This is a genomic window from Alloalcanivorax marinus (assembly GCF_016906305.1).
In the GTDB taxonomy this organism is placed as follows: Bacteria; Pseudomonadota; Gammaproteobacteria; order Pseudomonadales; family Alcanivoracaceae; genus Alloalcanivorax; species Alloalcanivorax marinus.
The window spans coordinates 59,445-77,251 of sequence record NZ_JADDOL010000014.1; the positions used below are offsets into that span (position 1 = coordinate 59,445).

At 70.6% G+C, this 17,807-nt stretch carries 13 protein-coding genes; 5 read left to right on the top strand and 8 right to left on the bottom strand.

What is annotated here, in order from left to right:
* Window positions 1-126: 126 nt before the first annotated feature.
* On the top strand, window positions 127-2,724 hold the full coding sequence (locus IM760_RS12640) for a DUF349 domain-containing protein (protein ID WP_204429814.1): 2,598 nt from the start codon (window positions 127-129) through the stop codon (window positions 2,722-2,724).
* Between the two features lie 27 nt (window positions 2,725-2,751).
* On the opposite strand, the gene IM760_RS12645 is transcribed toward IM760_RS12640, so the two are convergent.
* Both IM760_RS12645 and IM760_RS12650 read right to left on the bottom strand, forming a co-directional pair.
* Window positions 2,752-3,369 (bottom strand): DUF924 family protein, encoded by a 618-nt coding sequence (locus tag IM760_RS12645; protein WP_204429816.1) that lies wholly within the window; start codon window positions 3,367-3,369, stop codon window positions 2,752-2,754.
* Window positions 3,370-3,386: 17 nt separating this feature from the next.
* Window positions 3,387-3,998, bottom strand: coding sequence for an arylesterase (locus tag IM760_RS12650; RefSeq protein WP_204429817.1), 612 nt, complete (start codon window positions 3,996-3,998; stop codon window positions 3,387-3,389).
* Between the two features lie 114 nt (window positions 3,999-4,112).
* Between IM760_RS12650 and IM760_RS12655 the strand changes: the two genes are divergently transcribed.
* Window positions 4,113-4,673 carry an ABC transporter ATP-binding protein gene (locus IM760_RS12655; protein ID WP_476726669.1) on the top strand — a complete coding sequence of 187 codons (561 nt, stop codon included), beginning with the start codon at window positions 4,113-4,115 and terminating at the stop codon, window positions 4,671-4,673.
* Window positions 4,666-7,116 (top strand): ABC transporter permease, encoded by a 2,451-nt coding sequence (locus tag IM760_RS12660; RefSeq protein WP_204429827.1) that lies wholly within the window; start codon window positions 4,666-4,668, stop codon window positions 7,114-7,116. The genes IM760_RS12655 and IM760_RS12660 overlap by 8 nt, the downstream gene beginning before the upstream one ends.
* Before the next feature lie 5 nt (window positions 7,117-7,121).
* Here IM760_RS12660 and IM760_RS12665 read toward each other — a convergent pair whose 3' ends face one another.
* Entirely contained in the window at window positions 7,122-8,315 is a 1,194-nt protein-coding gene (locus IM760_RS12665) for a multidrug effflux MFS transporter (protein WP_204429828.1), read from the bottom strand.
* A 155-nt stretch (window positions 8,316-8,470) separates the two neighbouring features.
* Here IM760_RS12665 and IM760_RS12670 point away from each other — a divergent pair, with 155 nt between their 5' ends.
* Complete coding sequence (locus IM760_RS12670; RefSeq protein ID WP_204429829.1) at window positions 8,471-10,279, top strand: cation:proton antiporter; 1,809 nt, start codon at window positions 8,471-8,473, stop codon at window positions 10,277-10,279.
* 18 nt (window positions 10,280-10,297) lie between these two features.
* Here the strand turns inward: IM760_RS12670 and IM760_RS12675 are convergent, their stop codons facing one another.
* The 4 genes from IM760_RS12675 to IM760_RS12690 all read right to left on the bottom strand — a co-directional run bounded on the left by IM760_RS12675 (window position 10,298) and on the right by IM760_RS12690 (window position 15,493).
* A complete protein-coding gene (locus IM760_RS12675; protein ID WP_204429830.1) occupies window positions 10,298-10,711 on the bottom strand; it encodes a MerR family DNA-binding protein in 414 nt (137 codons plus the stop codon).
* Window positions 10,712-10,802: 91 nt separating this feature from the next.
* Window positions 10,803-12,380 (bottom strand): FGGY-family carbohydrate kinase, encoded by a 1,578-nt coding sequence (locus tag IM760_RS12680; protein ID WP_204429831.1) that lies wholly within the window; start codon window positions 12,378-12,380, stop codon window positions 10,803-10,805.
* The gene (locus IM760_RS12685) at window positions 12,377-13,894 is read right to left on the bottom strand and encodes a glycerol-3-phosphate dehydrogenase/oxidase (RefSeq protein ID WP_204429832.1); all 1,518 of its coding nucleotides are present in this window, start codon (window positions 13,892-13,894) and stop codon (window positions 12,377-12,379) included. The genes IM760_RS12680 and IM760_RS12685 overlap by 4 nt, the downstream gene beginning before the upstream one ends.
* A 3-nt stretch (window positions 13,895-13,897) precedes the next feature.
* Window positions 13,898-15,493, bottom strand: coding sequence for an FAD-binding oxidoreductase (locus IM760_RS12690; RefSeq protein WP_204429834.1), 1,596 nt, complete (start codon window positions 15,491-15,493; stop codon window positions 13,898-13,900).
* A gap of 256 nt (window positions 15,494-15,749) precedes the next feature.
* On the opposite strand from IM760_RS12690, the gene IM760_RS12695 reads away from it, so the two are divergent.
* Window positions 15,750-16,415, top strand: coding sequence for a YiaD family glycine zipper/OmpA-like lipoprotein (locus IM760_RS12695; RefSeq protein ID WP_204429836.1), 666 nt, complete (start codon window positions 15,750-15,752; stop codon window positions 16,413-16,415).
* Window positions 16,416-16,452: 37 nt separating this feature from the next.
* Here the strand turns inward: IM760_RS12695 and IM760_RS12700 are convergent, their stop codons facing one another.
* Window positions 16,453-17,697 (bottom strand): MFS transporter, encoded by a 1,245-nt coding sequence (locus tag IM760_RS12700; RefSeq protein ID WP_204429915.1) that lies wholly within the window; start codon window positions 17,695-17,697, stop codon window positions 16,453-16,455.
* Window positions 17,698-17,807: the final 110 nt, after the last annotated feature.

Below are 17,807 nucleotides of genomic sequence, written 5' to 3' on the forward strand. Positions count from 1 at the left end.
GAGCGGTCGTCCGACCGCGAATCTTTTCGTCCTTCGACGCGAATAACGCGGGATCGCGGTCGAGCGAACGTTCCTACGCAAAGCGCATCACGACGAGACCCATCAAAAAGCCATAACAGGGGTGACATGGCACTACGCAACCTTTTCAAGCCGCGGTGGCGCCACCGCGACGCCGCCGTGCGCGCGGACGCCGCCGCCGCTCTCGATCCGAGCCGTGACGGCGACACCCTGACCGCCCTGGCCGAGCACGATGAAAGCCCCCGGGTGCGGACGGTGGCCGCCGGCGCGCTGCTCGACCTGACGGTGCTTGACCGGCTGATCCGCGACGACGGCGACGCCGAGGTGCGCGAAGCCGCCTCGCTGAGGATCATGGCGCTGCTCGCCGGCCAGGTGGACGGAGGCCCGGACGCGGCCACCCGTGAGCGCCTGATCGCCCACACCGACAACCCCCGGGTGCTCCAGCACGTGGCGCGCCACAGTCCGGACCCGGACAGCCGCCGGGCGGCCCTGGCCGCAATCCGTGATGCCCAAAGCCTTTATGAGCTGGCCGTGCACGGCCAGGACGCGGCCCTGCGGCTGGCCGCCGCCGAACGCCTGGACGACGACGCCCTGCTGCGTCAGCTGGGCCGCGACGGCCGCGACAAGAAGGTGGTGCGGCTGGCCCGCGAGCGTCTCAAGGACCATCAGAAAGCCGCCGCCGACCGCGAGCAGCGCGAGCAGGAGCGGGACCAGGCATTGAGCGCCCTGGAACAACTGGCCGGACGCAGCGCGGACCCGCTGTTCGATGCCCGTCTGGGGCAGCTGGAACAGCGCTGGCGGGCCCTGGCCGACGAGGCCTCCGCCGACCAGCGGGGCCGCGCCGAACGGGCCCTGGCCCAATGTCACGAGCGCATCGAGGCACGCCACCGGGAAGAGCGGGCGGCGGCACTCCACGAGGCCGCCGTGGCCGAGCGCCAGGCCGCCCTGGACACCCTGCGCACGTTGCTGCGCGACCTGACCGGCGACACCTGGGACCATCAGCTCGGCGAGCTGCGCTCCGCGGTGGCCACCCAGGAGCGCCGCTGGCAGGCGGCGGCGGAAGAGGCCCCCGGCGACGACGACCAGGAGCTGGCGTTCCGCTCCCAACTGGACGAATGGCGCCGCCTGATCGCCCTGGCCGAGGCGGCCCGCGAGCAGGAAGCGCCGGAAACCCGCCGGGAACTGGCCGACCAGTGGCCGGCACGGGTGCCGCCGCCCTCCTCCCTGGTCGGCCTGGCCGCCGGGGACAAGGCCGAGCCGGCCGCCCCGCAACCGGCGCCGCGTCGCGCGGAAAAAAACCCCACCAGCCGCCACCGGGGGCTGGTGGTGGCGCTGCGCCGGGAACTGGAGCGCGGCAATCTGAAACACGCCAACCGCCTGTGGCTGAAAGCCGAGGCGGTGCTCGCCGACGAAGACGACCCCTGGCTGGCCCGCCAGCTGGAGCGGCACACCGAACGGCGCGAGGAACTGCGCGACTGGCACGCCTTCGCCGCCCAGCCCAAGAAGGAAAGCCTTTGCCAGCGCATGGAAGCGCTGGTGGACGTGGACATGGATGCGGAGGAACGGGCCAGCGCGATCCAGGCGCTGCACGACGAATGGCGCGCACTGATGAGCTCCGACCAGGGCCAGGACCAGGCGCTCTGGGACCGCTTCAAGGCGGCCTCGGACCGGGCCTATGAACCCTGCCGTGCCCACTTCCGGGAGCTCGACGCCCAGCGCGCCGAAAACCTGGAGAAGCGCCGTGCCCTGTGCGCCCAGCTGGCGGACTTCGTGGCCGGTGAGAACTGGGACAAGGCGGACTGGCAGGCGGTCTGGGAGATCCGCCGGCGCGCGCCCCGGGAATGGAAAAGCCTGGCCCCGGTGCGCTTCACCGACGCCCGCGATGTGCAGAAGCGTTTTTCCGCCCTGCTCGCCGAGATCGACGAACGGCTGGATCAGGCCTGGCAGCACGCCGAGCAGCAACGCCAGGGCATGATCGATGAAGCCCGCGCGCTCACCGAGCAGGACGACGTGCACGGCGCCGCCCGCCAGGCCCGGGATCTGCAGACCCGCTGGCGCGCCGCCGCCTGGCTGCCGCCGGCCCGGCATCGCCATTTTCAGAAGACCTTCCGTGGCCTGATGGACGCCCTGTTCGGCGCCCGCCAGGCCGCCAGCCAGGCCCGCGACGAGGAACGCCGCGCCGAGCAGGAACGGGCCAGCGCGATACTGGCCGAGTGCGAGCAACGGCTGGAACGGCCGCTGGCGGAACAGGACGACGGCGACCTGGCGGAACGCGCCGGCGCCCTGGAGACCCTGGTGCCGGCCGCGCTGGAGCGCGGCCAGCAGCGCCGCCATCAACAGTTGCGCGACCGGCTGCGGCAATTGCGTGCCGATCTGCCCCGCTGGCAGCGCTGGCGGGACGCCCGCCGGCGCCTGGTGGACGCCCCGCAGGCGGACGCCGCCGAGGACGCCGGTGAAGACAGTGGCCGGGCGGTGGCCCTGGAAGCGCTGGCCGGGGTGGAGACACCGGAACACGCCCGCCAGGAACGGCTGGCCTGGCAGCTCGAGCAGCTGCCCCGGGCGATGAAATCCGCCGGCTACGCGCCCCTGGAGGAAGCCCTCAAGCTGGTGGAGGAACGGCCCGCCGAGGCGCCGCTGGAAGCGGCCCTGCGCCAGCGCCTGCTGGCCGCCCTGGATGCGCTGGAGCCGGGCGAAGGGCGCGCCTGACGGATCGCCGCTGGAGCGGAGCGCCGACTATTGTCCGTAGCGCTTCGCGGTTTCCAGAAACGCCCGTTCCTCGGCGGTGCTTTCCCGCCCCAGGGCCTGATTGCGGTGGGGGAAGCGGCCGAAGCGCCGGATCACGTCCCGGTGCTCCTCGGCGAAACGCACATTCTCCTCGATGCGCGGGCGCAGCGCCGCCGGCACCCGCTGGCTCAGGTCCTGATAGCAGCGCACCGCCCGGTTCTGCAGGTCCTCGTCCTCGGCGTGCATCAGCGGCATGCAGAAGAACACCTGGCCGGGCCAGTCCAGGCGCCGGTCCTGGCCGGTGGACAGCCCTTCAAGACACAGGGTGGCGGCGCGATGGTCGCCGGCGAAGGCGCGCGCCTCGCCGCGAAAGATGTTGCGGGTGAACTGATCGAGCAGCAGGATCAGGGCCAGCCGGGGACCCGCCTCCCGCTCCCAGTCCACCAGTTCCCGGGCCAGCGCCGCCTCCACCCGGTCGCCGAAGCGTGCCTCCATGTCGGCGTCCCGGGCCGGGCTGCTCTTGAACCAGCCCCGGGTAATGCCCGCCGGCGGCCAGCCGTGCTCGTCCCTCTCCTCACCGAACCAGAACGTCAGAATGTCCTCATGGGGCGCGTGCAGGTCGATCATGGTGAGTCTCCGTGGGGTCAGTGGCAGCGCGCCGGCAGCGCCGATTCGATCACCGGCCAGGCATTGTCGAGCAGGGTCGGCTGGGCGGCCGCCGTGGGATGGATGCCGTCGTTCTGCAACTGGCCGGCTTCCACCACGCCGTCCAGCAAAAACGGCAACAGCGGCACGTCGCCCCGGTCGGCGGCGTCGCGGAACGCCTGCTCGAAGCGCTCGGTGTAGGCGCGGCCGTAATTGGGCGGAATGCGCATGCCCAGCAACACCGGATCGGCGCCGGCTTCACGGCTGAGCCGTATCATGGTGCCGAGGTTGTCCGCCAGCCGCTGCGGCGGCAGACCGCGCAGGCCGTCGTTGCCGCCCAGCTCGATCACCACGGTGTCCGGTTGGTGGCGCTCCAGCAGCGCGGGCAGCCGCACCCGGCCGCCGTCGCTGGTGTCGCCGCTCACCGAGGCGTTGACCACCGGCAGGCCGGAACATTGCGTCTCCAGCCGCTGTCGGAGAAGCTGTACCCACCCCTCCGACTCGTCGATGCCATAGGCCGCGCTGATGCTGTCACCCAGCACCAGCACGCCCTCGGCGCGCACGGCGGCGGGCACCATCAAACAGATCACGATCAACAGGCGTCCCCACATATGGCTTCCACTCCGGTTCTCGACGCGCGTCAACTTAGCAAAACGGTTCCCGCCCCGGAAGGGACGCTGACCCTCCTCGATGATATCCACCTGACGCTGAACCCCGGTGACAGTTTGGCCATCACCGGGCCGTCCGGTTCCGGAAAATCCACATTATTGGGTCTGCTCGCCGGCCTGGACGTACCCAGCGCCGGCGAGGTGCGCCTGCGCGGCGAACCGTTCAGCGCCCTGGACGAGGATGGCCGCGCCGCCCTGCGCGGGCGCTACTGCAGCTTCGTGTTCCAGGCGTTCCATCTGGTTGCCGACCTGAACGCCCTGGAAAACGTGCAGCTGCCGCTGGAGATCGCCGGCGCCGCGCGCGCCCGGGAGCGGGCCCGCCACTGGCTGGAGCGGGTCGGCCTGGGCCACCGGGAACGGCACTTCCCGGCGCAGCTGTCCGGCGGCGAACAGCAACGGGTGGCCCTGGCCCGGGCCTTCGCGGTGGAGCCGGACCTGCTGTTCGCCGATGAGCCCACCGGCAGCCTGGACCGGGCCAACGGCGACCAGGTGGCCCAACTGCTGTTCGACCTCAACCGGGACCACGGCACCGCCCTGGTGCTGGTGACGCACGACCCGGCCCTGGCCGCCCACTGCGCCCATCACCACGAGCTGGTGGAGGGCCGCCTGAATGCCTGATCCCCGCCTTCTGCTGCGACCCTGGCGCTCCGGCGCCTTCCGCATTCAGGCCCTGGCGCTGCTGGTGGCGTCCCTGGCCATCGCCGCGGTGGTGCTGCTGCGCGGCGAGCTGGAGCACCGCTTCGCCAACCGTACCGCCGAAGCCATCGGCGGCGACCTGATCCTGGAGGGCAGCCAGCCCGCCAGCGAGCCGCAGATCGCGCTGCTCGGCGACCGGCCCCGTTCGGCGATCAGCCGCTTCACCACGGTGCTGGTTCGCGACGACACCTTCGTGCTGGTCAGCGTCAAGGCGGTGGACGACGGCTACCCCCTGTTCGGCCAGTTGCGGGTCAGCGAGCGGCGTTTCGGCGACCCGGTGGCGGTGGACCGGGGCCCGCCCGCCGGTGAAGTGTGGCTGGCCGGCACCGCCCTGGACCGGCTGGACCAGAACCTGGGCGAATTCATCACGGTGGGCGACCGGGCCCTGCTGGTGAGCAAGGTGCTGGTGCGCGAGCCGGACCAGGGCGCCGGCTTCTACAGCATGAACCCGCGCCTGATGATGAACCTGGCCGATGTGCCCTCCACCGGCATTCTCGGCCCCGGCACCCGGGTGCGCCATGAGCTGCGCATCGCCGCCCCCGGCGACCAGCTCACCGAGGTGGCGGAGGCGCTGCGCCCGACCCTGGCGGTGAATCAGGAAATCGACACCCGCGAGGACGCCGGGCTGAGGTCCATGGGGCCACTGCGACAGCTTACGCTGTGGGGCCAGCTGGCGGTGATGATGGTGGTGCTGCTTTGCGGCGGCGCGGTCTATCTGGCCGCCGGCGTACGCGGCGCCGAACAGGCCGGCCGCTGCGCGGTGATGAAAACCTTCGGCGCCAGCCGCCGCCGTATTCTCGGCCAGGTGCTGGGCCGTGAGCTGCTGGCCCTGCTGCCGTCGCTGCTGCTGGGCCTGGGCCTGGCGGCGCTGGCGTTCACCCTGCTGCGCCGGTGGCTCGGCGAGGCGCTGGCCTGGCAACCGCCCTGGCACACCTGGCTGTTGCTGGGGCTGGCGCCGGTGGTGATCTGGGCGGGCTTCGCCCTGCCCCGCCTGTGGCGGCTGGCCCACCTGCCGGCCCGGGACATTCTCGGCGACCGGCCCCAGGCGCCCTCCGCCCGGGCCGGCCTTAATCTGATCGGTGCTCTGGCGGCGCCGGTGCTGGTGGCGATGATGCTGTCCGGCTCGCTCAGCGATCTGGGCCAGCTGCTGGCGCTGATGGTGGCGGTGGCCGTGGGCCTGCCGCTACTGCTGTGGGGACCGCTGCGGCTGGCCGACCGGGCCGGCCAGCGCTGGCCCCTGCCGGCCCGGCTGGCACTGCGACGGCTGTCGCGGCGTCCGCTGACCACCCTGCCGATGCTGGCCGCGATGGTGCTGGCACTGTCGATCATGTCCCTAGCCACACAGGTGGGCCAGCAACTGCTGGCCGACTGGCGCGACCGGTTGCCGGAGAACGCCCCCAATTACTTCGTGCTTAATCTGTTCGACCAGGATCTGGACGCTTTCCGAGACTGGCTGGACCGGCACGACGCCCGGGTGCCCGGCTACTACCCGGTGGTGCGCGGCCGGCTCACGCGGATCAACGACGAGCCGGTGCGCGAGGCGGTCACCAAGGAAGAAGACGACGACGATCAGGGGCAGCGGGCCCTGAACCGGGACCTGTCGCTCACCGAGGCGGACACGCTGCCGGACAGCAACCGCACCCTGGAGGGTCGCTGGGTGGGCGACGCCGCCGGTGAAGTGTCGGTGGAATCGGAGTTGGCGGAATCCCTGGGCCTGACGGTGGGCGACTCCCTCACCTTCACCGGTCAGGCCGGTGACCTGCAGGCCACCGTGGTGGGATTGCGCGAGGTGGACTGGGAGAGCTTCGAGCCCAATTTCTACTTTATGTTCAGCCCCGGCACCCTGGACGGGCAAAGCCGCTATTGGCTGACCAGCTTCTACTTGCCCGAAAACCGCACCGGGGAGCTGCCCGATCTGATCCGGCAGTTCCCGCAAATCACCCTGCTGGACGTCAACGCCCTGCTCGACCAGGCCCAGGGGTTGATCGATCAGGCCAGCCGCGCGGCCCTGGCGCTGGCGGTGTTGCTACTCGCCGCCAGTGTCCTGGTGATGGCCGCCGCCTGGCTGGCCGGCGGCCAGCAACGGCGGCGGGACGAGGCGCTGCTGCGGGTGCTGGGGGCGCGTAACCGCCTGCTGCGCCGGGTGGCGGTGCTGGAGCAATTGCTGCTGCTGGGCGGCGCCGCCCTGTTCGCCCACCTGCTGCATCTGGCGGCGCTGGTGCCGCTGGGCGTCAAGCTGTTCGACGGCGACCTGCCGCTGTCGGCGTGGATTCTGCTGCCCTGGGTGGTGGTGCTGCCGCTGCTGGCGCTGGAGGCCCTGCGACCCCGGAGCCAGGACCGGCCGTTGGCGCGGCTGGCCCACTGATCCGATCACAACCGGTTGCCGATGCGCTCGCCGGCGATCAGGCGGAACGACAGCAGCGCCGCCAGGGCGCTGGCCGCCATCAGGGCGGTCATCGGCAGCGGCGTGCCGTCGTGGATCATGCCCAGACCGGTGCCGATCAGGCCGGCGAGCAGAAACTGCAGGCAGCCGTTGAGGCCGGTGGCGGCACCGCTGTCGCGGTCGAAATAGGCGAGAAAACTGGCCAGAGCGTTGGGAATCGCCAGGGCCGCCATGCCGGCCACCAGCATGATCAGCGGCACCGTATTCCACAGCGCCAGCTTGCCGGCCAGCGTCAGCGTCAGCAGCGCCGCCGCGGACAGGCACTGGATCAGCACCGCCACGCCCAGAATGGTGACGCTTTCGAAGCGGCGCAGCAGCAGCACGTTGACCCGGTTAAGAGTCAGCATCAGCACCACATTGGCGCCGAAATAGAGCGGAAAGGCGCTCTCCCCCACGTCGAAATACTCGATATAGAGAAAGGCGGCGTCGGTGATAAAGGTGAACATGGCCGAGAACACCAGGCCGTTGGCGAGGATGAAGCCCATCGCCTTGCGCTGGCGCAGCACCCGTCCGTAGGCGGCGAACATGCGATGACGCAGGGGCTCCTCCGCCACCTGGGGTGCCACCGAGGGCAGCCCGAAGCGCAGAATCAGCCCCACCACCACCGCGTAGGCGGCCAGCATCACGAAGATGCTCGGCCAGCCGGCCAGCTTCAGCAGCGCCGCGCCGATGGCCGGCGCCAGCAGCGGCGCGATCAGCAGCACCAGCCCCACCGAGGTCAGCACCCGGGCCGCCTCGCGGCCGTTGAAATGGTCCCGCACCGAGGCCGCCGCGATCACCACCGTGGCGCCGCCGCCCAGGGCCTGCACCACCCGCAGCAGATAAAGCTGGCCGACGCTGGTGCACACGCTGATCGCCAGACTGGCGAGCAGAAACACCGCCAGCCCCACATAGGCCACCGGCTTGCGGCCGAAATGGTCGGACAGGGGCCCGCCCAGCCACTGGCCGGCGGCCACCCCGATCACATAGAAGCTCACCGACAGCTCCACCCGGTGCACGGCCACGCCGAAATCCTCGGCCATGGTCGGCAATGCCGGCAAATAGGTGTCGATGGCCAGCGGCCCCAGGGCCACCAGCCCGCCCAGCAGAATCGCCAGGCGCAGCGGAGAAATCGTGGGCATGAAAAGGATTCCGGGAAACACGAACGGGAAGCGCGCAAGGGTAACATTTGGCGGCGCGCGGCGCGCTATAAGAATGGCGGGACGACCGGCGTATAATCCTTGCGGCCTATCGGATTCGCTGGGACCATAGCCGCACCCTCGAGACAAGGAAGCCCATGGAACTTTCCGTCCCTTTTCAGCTTGCCGTGATCACCGTGGTGGCCTTTCTTTGCCAGTGGGCCTCATGGCGGATCAAGCTGCCGGCGATTCTGCCGCTGTTGATTTCCGGTCTGCTGCTCGGCTCGGTGACCGGCCTGATCCAACCCCGCGACCTGTTCGGGGACCTTTTGCTGCCGGGCGTGTCCCTGGCGGTGTCGATCATTCTGTTCGAGGGCGCGCTGACCCTGCGCTTCGATGAAATCCGCGGTCTGGAAAAGACCGTGCGCCGTCTGGTCACCTGGGGTGCCCTGGTCACCTGGGGCGTGGTGACCCTGTCCGCCTGGGGGCTGCTGGATCTGCCGCTGGGCCTGGCGCTGCTGTTCGGTGCCCTGGTGGTGGTCACCGGCCCCACCGTGATCGTGCCCCTGTTGCGCAGCGTGCGCCCCAAGGCCAGCGTGGCCCGGCTGCTGCGCTGGGAAGGGATCGTCATCGACCCGCTGGGCGCGATCCTGGCGGTACTGGCCTATGAGCTGGTGGTCGCCACCGGCCAGCAGGGTGCCCTGCTGCACGGCCTGTGGCTGTTCTTCCAGGCGATCGCCGTGGGCACCGTGATCGGTGTGGTGGTGGCCTTTATTCTCAGCTTCCTGCTGGCCCGGCAGCTGGTGCCGGAATACCTGCGCAGCTTCCTGGTGCTGTCCATGGTGATCGGCTCCTTCGTGCTCGCCAACGGGCTCAGCGAGGAGTCCGGCCTGGTGGCGGTGACGGTGGCCGGCATCGTGCTGGCCAACCGCAAGGGCGTGCGCACCGACGACATCCTGCATTTCAAGGAAAACCTGTCGGTGATGCTGATCTCGGTGCTGTTCATCGTGCTGGCCGCGCGCCTGGAGATGGACCAGCTGCTGAGCCTGGGCGCCACCGCCCTGCTGGTGCTGGCCATTATCCAGCTGGTGGCGCGGCCCCTGTCGGTGTGGGTGTCGACCCTGGGCAGCAGCCTCAACTGGCGGGAAAAAGCGCTGCTGGCCTGGATCGCGCCGCGCGGCATCGTGGCGGCGGCGGTGTCCGCCCTGTTCGCCCAGCGCCTGCAGGAGAACGGCGTGGAAGGCGCCGAGCTGCTGGTACCACTGACCTTCATGGTGATCATCGGCACGGTGGCCCTGCAGAGCGTCACCGCCCGGCCCCTGGCGCGGCTGCTCAAGGTGGCGGAGCCCGGCCCGCGCGGTTTCCTGATCATCGGCGCCAACCCGGTGGCACGGGCGGTGGGCGAAGCCCTGCACGAGAACAATTTCCCGGTGATCCTGATCGACTCCAGCTGGGAGAGCATCCGCGCCGCGCGCATGAAAGGCCTGGGCACCTTCTACGGTAACCCGGTGTCCAGCCACGCGGACCAGCACCTGGATCTGGTCGGCTACGGCAAACTGCTGGGCCTGAGCCCGCGCCGCGAGCTGAACACCATGGCCACCATGCGCTACCGGCTGGAATTCGGCGAAGCCAACGTCTACAGCCTGCCGTGGGTGAGCGAGAAGGAAGACAAGCACGAGGTGGCCGCCCAGCACCGGGGCGCCACCCTGTTCAGCAGCGAGGCCAGCTACGCGCGGCTGGCCAGCCTGATCAGCCAGGGCGCCGAGATCCGCCGCACGCGGATCACCGACGAATTCAGCTTCGACGCCTATCTGAAGGTGGAGGACCGGCAGGTGATGCCGTTGTTCGCCATCGATCCCCGCGACCGGGCCCACGTGTTCACCGCCGAGTCCCAGCCGGAGCCCAAGCCCGGCTGGGCGGTGATCGGTCTGATCAAGGAAGAGCAGACGGAGAAAGCGGAGAAATAAGACGCGGCGGGGCCGGCTTCAGCCGCGATCGGCGTTGAACGAGTCGATCAGGCCGCACACCCGGCCGTCTTCCAGGCGGCAGTCCGGGGCGTTTTCCCAGGCGGCCACGGCGGCGTGCATGCGGTCGCTGAGGCCGCGCAGTTCCTGGATGCGCGCCTCCACTTCCTGAAGGCGCGTTTCGATCAGCGCCCGTACCTTCGGACACGGCGTGGCGCCGCTTTCCGATTCCTCGATCAGCGCCCGCACATCCCCCAGGGTGAAACCCAGCCCCCGCGCCTTGAGCGCGAAGCGCAGCCGGCGCAGGTCGTCGCCGCCGTAGCGGCGATAGCCGTTGGCCGGATCCCGGTCCGGGCGCAGCAGCCCCAGCTCGGTGTAATGACGGACGGTTTCGGCGGTGGTGTCGGCCCGCCGGGCCAGATCGGTGACGCGCATGGCGGCCTCCCGGTAATCGCGAAGGCCCAGTGTACCACCGTGCGACACCGGTGCGGCCCGCTCAGGCGCGACCTGGTCAGCCGCGGCCGGCTCAGGCGCGACCCGGGTAGCCGGTGATCTGGCGGATCGCGCGGTACAACGGCGCCAGCCGCGGATAGAGACGCCGGTACACCCTGCGGTACAGACGATCATAAAGCGCCGCCGGTGCCGGGCGCGGCTGGAAGGCGGTCCCCGGTCGGGTCATGGCCGCCACCGCCGCGCCGTGATCCGGGTACAGGCCGGCGCCCACGGCGGCGTTGATGGCCGCGCCCAGGCCGGAGGTCTCGAAGGTGTGCGGGCGCACCGCCGGCACGCCGAACAGATCGGCGGTGATCTGCATCACCGCGTCGCTCTGGGAGCCGCCGCCGGACACCAGCAGCCGCCGGATCGGCGTGCGGTTGCGCTTCTCCAGCCGTTCCCGGCCCTCGCGCAGGGCGTAGGCGATACCCTCGATAATGGCCCGGTAGAGATGGGCCCGGGTGTGCACGTCGCCGAAGCCGATAATCGCCCCTTTCGCTTCCGGCCCCGGGATGCGGACCCCCGGATTCCAGAACGGCTGCAGGGTCAGCCCCAGGGCCCCGGGCGGCGACGCCTCCAGCAGTTTCTCGAACAGCTGCTCCGCCGGCACGCCCAGCCGCTCCGCTTCGCGCACTTCCTCGGCGGCGAACTCGCGCTTAAACCAGTTCACCATCCAGTAGCCCCGCTGCACGATGATCTCGGAGTTATAGCGGCCCGGCGCGGCGGCGCCGTAGGCGGGCACGAACGGAATCGGTTCCACGTACCGGGCGTTGCAGGTGTTGAAGGTGGCGGTGGTGCCGTAGCTGATATGGCCGGTGTCCGGCGCGAAGGCGCCGGCGCCCAATACCTCGCAGGCCTTGTCGGCGCCGCAGGCGATCAGGGGCAGGCCGGCGGGAATGCCGGTGGCGGTCGCTGCCGCCTCGGTGATGTGGCCCAGCGGTTGCCCCGGCGGCATCAGTTCCGGCAGTTGCTCGCGGCGCACCCGCAGGGCCAGCCATTTCATGTCCCCCGGGGCGGCCCAGGCCTGCTTTTTGTAGTCGAACGGCAGATAGCCCACCTGGCTGGCGGTGCAGTCCCGGCGCTCCCCGCAAAGGCGCCAGGTCAGATAGCCGGACAGCAGCAGGAACCAGCGGGTGCGGGCCCACCGATCCGGCTCTTCCACCGCCAGCCAGTTGCATTCCGCCTTGGACTGGAACTGGCGCAGGGTCTCACCCTGCCCCAGCGCCGCCACCGGCCAGCGCCAGTACACCGGCAGCCTCGGGTAGTCGGCGGTGCGGCGCTGGTCCAACCAGATCACCGCCGGCCGCAGGGGGCGCATGTTTTCATCCAGGCACACCACCGAGGCCCGCTGGGTGGTCAGCGCCACCGCCGCCACCCGTTCGCGCAGGGCGCCGTGGTCGCGCCACAGGCCCTGGCAGGCCTGGGCCAGCTGTTCCCAGAAATAGTCCGCGTCCTGTTCCGCGTGGCCGGGGCCGCCGTCGCGGTAGGGCTGGATCGGCTGTTGAAAGCGGGCCACCAGCTCGCCGCGGGTGTCGAAGAGCATGGCCCGGGCGCTCTGCGTGCCCTGGTCCAGGGCCAGCAGCAGCGGGCCGGCCGGCGCGGCGGCGCTCATGCCGCCGCCCGCTCCGCCGGGGGCACGCCGTAGAAGCGCTCACGGAGGGCCTGGTAGCGCCGCCATTCCTGATCCCAGCGGGCCTCGTCCCAGCCCAGGATCTCGCCGGTGAGCGCGCGCAGGCGCGGCGCCAGGGCGGCGCCGCCATCGCGGCGCAGCAGGCCCAGGCGAGTGCGGCGCAGCAACAGGTCGTCCAGGTGCACCACCGCCTCGTTCTCCAGCACCCAGCGGATCAGGGCGTCGTCGTCCTGCACACCGTGCAGGAACTGGTCCACCTGCGGCGGCGCCTCCGGCAACGGCCGGAACAGGGGCGCGTTGCTGCGCCGGGCGCGGCGGGCGGCGCGGGCGTCCAGCAGGCCGGCGGCGGCCAGGGCGTCCAGGGCGATCAGCCGGAAGGTGGTGAGCTTGCCGCCACTCACGGTGACCAGGCCGTCGGCCTGCCAGACGGCGTGGTCGCGGCGCTCCTTGGAGGGCGCCTTGCCGGCGGCGGCGGGTTTGCCGGAGGCGATCACCGGGCGCACCCCGGCCATGGTGGAGAGCACATCGTCGCGGCTCAGGCCGGCGGCCGGGAACTGGCTGTTGATCAATTCCAGCAGGTAGTCCACCTCGGCGGCGCTGGCGCTGGCCTCCAGGTCCAGATCGTCGCCGTGGTCCAGATCGGTGGTGCCCACGCAGGTGACGCCCTCCCAGGGGAACACGAACACCGGGCGGCCATCCCGGGGGTGCATCACCGTCAGACAGTCGTCCACCGGCAGCCGGGCCGGGTCCACGAACAGGTGGCTGCCGCGCAGCGGCCGGATGCGCGGCGCCGCGTCCGGGCCGGCGCCGCCCAGGCGATCCGCCCAGGCGCCGGTAGCGTTGATCACCACCGGGGCGCTCAGTTCCGCCTGCTCGCCGCTGACCCGGTCCTCCACGGTGAGCCGGGTGCGGTCGCCGTCCCGGCGGCTGCCGGTGGCGCGGGCATAGTTGAGGCTCTCGCCACCCAGCCGGGCGGCCTCCAGCAGGCAGCGGATCACCAGCCGGCAGTCGTCGGTGAGCGCGTCGGTGTAGCTCATGGCGCCGCTCAGGCCGGTGGCGTCCAGGCCCGGCACCCGGGCCAGCAACTCCCGACGGGACACGAAGCGGTGATCGCGGATGCCGGCCAGGAAATCGTACAGGGACAGCACCGCGGTCATCGGCCAGCGGCCCGGGAATTTGCCCTTGCGCAGCGGGAACAGATAGGTGGCGCGCTCCACCAAACCGGGCAGGTCGCGCAGCAGGCGCTCGCGCTCGCGCAGGGCGTCGCGGGTCAGGCGCACGTCGCCCTGGGCGATGTAGCGCAGGCCGCCGTGGACCATCTTGGAGGAGCGGCTGGAGGTGCCCCAGGCGAAGTCCTGCTGCTCCAGCAGCAATACCTTGTGACCCTGCCGGGCCGCCTCCAGCAGCACGCCGGCGCCGGTGATGCCGCCGCCCACCACGATCAGATCCCATTCCCGTTCGGCCAGCGAGGCCAGTGTCGGGCGCTGTCCCAGCATGTGTCAGTCCTCCAGCAGGCAACCCGGATTGAGCCGCCCTTGCGGGTCGAAATGTGTGAACAGGCCGCGCAACGCCGCCAGGCCCTGCGCGCCTTTCTCGTGCTCCAGCCAGGGGGCATGGTCGCGCCCCACCCCGTGCTGGTGGCTGATGGTGCCGCCGTGTTCCACGATGGCGTCGCTGGCCGCGCTTTTCATGGCCCACCAGCGCTGCCGGGTGGTTTCGTAATCGTCCGAGCAGCGGAACACGTACGTGGTATAGATACTGGAACCCTGCGCATACAAATGCGACAGATGCGTGAAAACGTGGGCCCGCTCACCCTCTCCGGCCTGGTCGCGCAGGGCCTGTTCGATGGCGGCCACGGTTTGCGGTACCCGCGCCCAGTCCACGCAGGTCTCCAGGGTGTCCACCGCGTAGCCCTGCTCCCACAGGCCGTGCCGCAGGTAGGGTGAGCGGAAGCGCGCCTCCTGCCATTTGCGGCCCAGGGCGCGCCCGGTGGTGACGCCGCCGGCGGCGCGCAGATAGCGGCGCGCCTCGGTGAGGGCGTGGCGACAATGGCGCCGGTCGCCGGTGACCCCGAAGGTGACCATGCATTTGCCGTCCAGGGGCTGGCCGCGCCAGGCCAGGTAGCGGTGCAGCGCCGCCACCAGCCGCTCGTGGCCGGCCAGGGTCAGCTGGGTGCGGGTTTCCTCCGGGTTGGAGACACGCACCATGGACAGCGGCACGCGCTCCTGCACCAGCCGCCGGGCCAGCGCCACGGCGCTGGGCCAGTCCGGCATGAAGGCCACATGGAACTGTTCGTCCCGGGGCGCGGCGCTGACCCGCACCTTGACCTCGGTGATCACTCCCAGGCGCCCCTCCGAGCCCATCACCAGCTCGCGCAGGTCCGGCCCGGCGGACGACGCCGGAATGGTGGGCAGCTCCAGGGTGCCCCGGGGCGTTTCCACCCGGCCACCGGCGAACAACTGCTCGATGCGGCCGTAGGCCAGGGATTGCTGGCCGCTGGACCGGCTCGCCACCCAGCCGCCCAGGGTGGAGAGCTCCCAGGACTGCGGATAGTGGCCGAGCCGGTAGCCGCGCTCCGCCAGCTGACGCTCCACCTCCGGGCCCGGCGTGCCGGCGCCGAAGGTGGCCAGCCGGCTGTCCTCGTCCAGGGCCATCAGGCGGTTCATTTTCGCCAGGCTCAGGGTCAGCACCGGCTGCTCGCCGGCGGGCGGGTTGATGTGCCCGGCCACCGAGGTGCCGCCGCCGTAGGGGATCAACCGCACCCCCTCGGCCTGGCACCAGTCCAGCAGCACGCGCACCTGCTCACTGTTCTCCGGAAACGCCACCCCGTCCGGGAACACCCGGAAATCCCCGGAGCGCATCGCCAGCCAGTCGCCCAGGCTCTGACCACGGGCGTGGCGCAGGCGGGTCTCCGCGTCGGTGTCGATCAGTGGATGGGGCGCCAGGCGGCTGGCCGGCACCCGCGCCAGCACCGACTCCAGACTGGCGTCCGGCAGCGGCCGCCCCGGCCCCAGGGCCTGCTGCAAAAAGGCCACCCCGGCCGGTTTCAGCGGATAATCGTTGGCGCTGTCTCCCCAGCCGTTCCAGCGTCGCATGGTCCGTTCTCCCCGTGAGGGTTAATACATGAATCAGAGCATGGTAGCCGGCGGCGCCTTCCCTTTCACTGGCCCTGACGGACAGGAGTGGACCATTTCGGACAATCCGCGGCCCGGGCGCGCCGTCACGACATCGTGACGGCGGTCGCTATTCACTGGTACGCGACTTTACCGATTTTTACCGGCTGACTATGGTTTCCCCCGTTCGCTGGGCTAAGGTGAGGCGAACGCATCCGAATGGATATAAGGAGCAACAATGAAACGTCTTGCGGGAAGTCTGATGCTGGCGGGGGCAGTGACACTGGCCGGCTGCAGCACCATCAATCCGTACACCGGTGAGAAGCAGACCTCGAAGGCCGGCACCGGCGCCGCCATCGGCGCGGTCAGCGGTGCGTTGATCGGCATCGCCACCTCCGACAGCGCCAAGGAGCGCAAGGAACGGGCCCTGGCCGGGGCCGGTATCGGCGCCATCGCCGGCGGTGGCGTGGGCTATTACATGGACGTGCAGGAAGCCAAGCTGCGCCAGAAGCTGGAAGGCACCGGCGTGTCCGTGACCCGGAACGGCGACCGCATCATCCTGAACATGCCCGGCAACATCACCTTCGCCACCGACTCCACCGAGGTGCAGGGCAACTTCCGCCCGGTGCTGGATTCCGTGTCCGAGGTGCTGAAAGAGTACAAGTCCACCATGATCCAGGTGGCCGGCCACACCGACAGCACCGGTGGCGACCGCTACAACCTGCTGCTCTCCCAGCAGCGTGCCCAGGCCGTGGCCCAGGTACTGCAGGGGTATGGCGTGCAGCCCGTGCGCATCGACACGGTGGGCTTCGGCGAGACCCAGCCGATCGCCGACAACGGCACCGCCAACGGCCGCCAGCAGAACCGTCGCGTGGAACTGACGCTGATTCCGTACGAGGGTTAAACGGCGCGGGAGCCGCCCCACCCCGGGGCGGTTCCGATCATCCCTCCACCTCCCTCTTCTTCCCCCGCAACCGCCAAACCAACATCGCCAGCGGAATCATCAACGCCACCACCAGCATGTAAGGAAACCGGTGGTCCACGGCGTACAGACTGGTCCCCACCAGCGGCCCCAGCACGAACCCCAGAGACGGACAGGCACTGGCCAGGCCGGCCACCCGCCCCTGCTCCTCGCTGGAGACCCGCAGGCTGGCCAGGGCCATGATCGCCGGCATGCCGAAGCCGATGCCCAGACCCACCAGCATCACCGCCGCGGTCATGCCGATGCGATTATCGAACACCCACAGCAGGCCGGCGCCCACGCCGATGGCGGGCACCGCCACCGCCAGCAGCACCAGGGCCGGCGCCCGCAGCCACTGTACCACCAGCAATTGCCCCAGCAGCGAGGTCACCGCCGCCGCCATCATGGTGGTGCCCAGGGCGCCGGCGGCTTCCGCCGGGCTCATGTGCAGGGCGTCCTGGAACAGAAAGCCCAGGGTCTGCTGGATCAGCGCCAGGCACATGAACAGCACCACGCCGGTGACCAGCAGATCGCGGAAGCGGCGGTCGCCGTAGGCGCGCAGGCCGGTGGCCAGCACCGCCCTCACCCGCTGGTCCGCGGGCTGGCCCCGGTACGGCGAGGGCGGCAGAAACAGCAGCACGGTGATCGCCATCAGCCCCACCAGAGCCGCCACCAGATAGAGCGGCAGCACCAGGGACACGGCGGCCAGCATGCCGCCCACGCCCGGGCCCAGCACCGTGCCCAGGTTGTTGGCGGCGCCGATGCGGGCCATGCCCCGGGTGCGCGCCTCCGGGGTGGTGATGTCGGCGGTGTAGGCGGCCGCCGACGGCGGCGTGGCGGCCATGATCAGGGCCTGCGCCATGCGCGCCACCACCAGCAGGGTCAGCAGGCCGCCGCCCAGCAGGATCTGATTCAGGCCCAGATGGAAAATGATGCCGAACACCAGGGTGCCCAAGGCATAGCCGCTGAGACCGATGATCAGCACCGGGCGACGGCCGCGCAGCTCGCTCAGGTAGCCCCAGATCGGGCTGGCCAGGGCGAAGGCCAGGGACGAGCAACTGATGATCAGCCCCACCTGCACCTCCGCCAGCCCGGCGGCGCGGCCCAGGGAGGGCAGCAGAATAAACACCAGGGTCTGGCCGAGGGCGGTAACGCCCACCGCGCCCAGCAGCAGGGCCTGGGTGAGGCCCGGGGCGAGCGTGGGGACGATGGGCAGACGGGGCACGGGGAACTCCTGGTGTGGCTGGGTACGATTCAGGATACAGGATGCAGGATACAGAGAGCGGGCAAGGCGCCTTGCCTTCACCCTGTATCCTGCATCCTGGATCGCGGCCG

Excerpts from the sequence above, each read along its gene's own strand:
- IM760_RS12670 (WP_204429829.1), top strand. The coding sequence starts at position 8,471 with ATGGAACTTTCCGTCCCTTTTCAGCTTGCCGTGATCACCGTGGTGGCC.
- IM760_RS12660 (WP_204429827.1), top strand. The coding sequence starts at position 4,666 with ATGCCTGATCCCCGCCTTCTGCTGCGACCCTGGCGCTCCGGCGCCTTC.
- IM760_RS12650 (WP_204429817.1), bottom strand. The coding sequence starts at position 3,998 with ATGTGGGGACGCCTGTTGATCGTGATCTGTTTGATGGTGCCCGCCGCC.
- IM760_RS12685 (WP_204429832.1), bottom strand. The coding sequence starts at position 13,894 with ATGCTGGGACAGCGCCCGACACTGGCCTCGCTGGCCGAACGGGAATGG.
- IM760_RS12665 (WP_204429828.1), bottom strand. The coding sequence starts at position 8,315 with ATGCCCACGATTTCTCCGCTGCGCCTGGCGATTCTGCTGGGCGGGCTG.
- IM760_RS12680 (WP_204429831.1), bottom strand. The coding sequence starts at position 12,380 with ATGAGCGCCGCCGCGCCGGCCGGCCCGCTGCTGCTGGCCCTGGACCAG.
- IM760_RS12690 (WP_204429834.1), bottom strand. The coding sequence starts at position 15,493 with ATGCGACGCTGGAACGGCTGGGGAGACAGCGCCAACGATTATCCGCTG.
- IM760_RS12640 (WP_204429814.1), top strand. The coding sequence starts at position 127 with ATGGCACTACGCAACCTTTTCAAGCCGCGGTGGCGCCACCGCGACGCC.
- IM760_RS12695 (WP_204429836.1), top strand. The coding sequence starts at position 15,750 with ATGAAACGTCTTGCGGGAAGTCTGATGCTGGCGGGGGCAGTGACACTG.
- IM760_RS12645 (WP_204429816.1), bottom strand. The coding sequence starts at position 3,369 with ATGATCGACCTGCACGCGCCCCATGAGGACATTCTGACGTTCTGGTTC.
- IM760_RS12675 (WP_204429830.1), bottom strand. The coding sequence starts at position 10,711 with ATGCGCGTCACCGATCTGGCCCGGCGGGCCGACACCACCGCCGAAACC.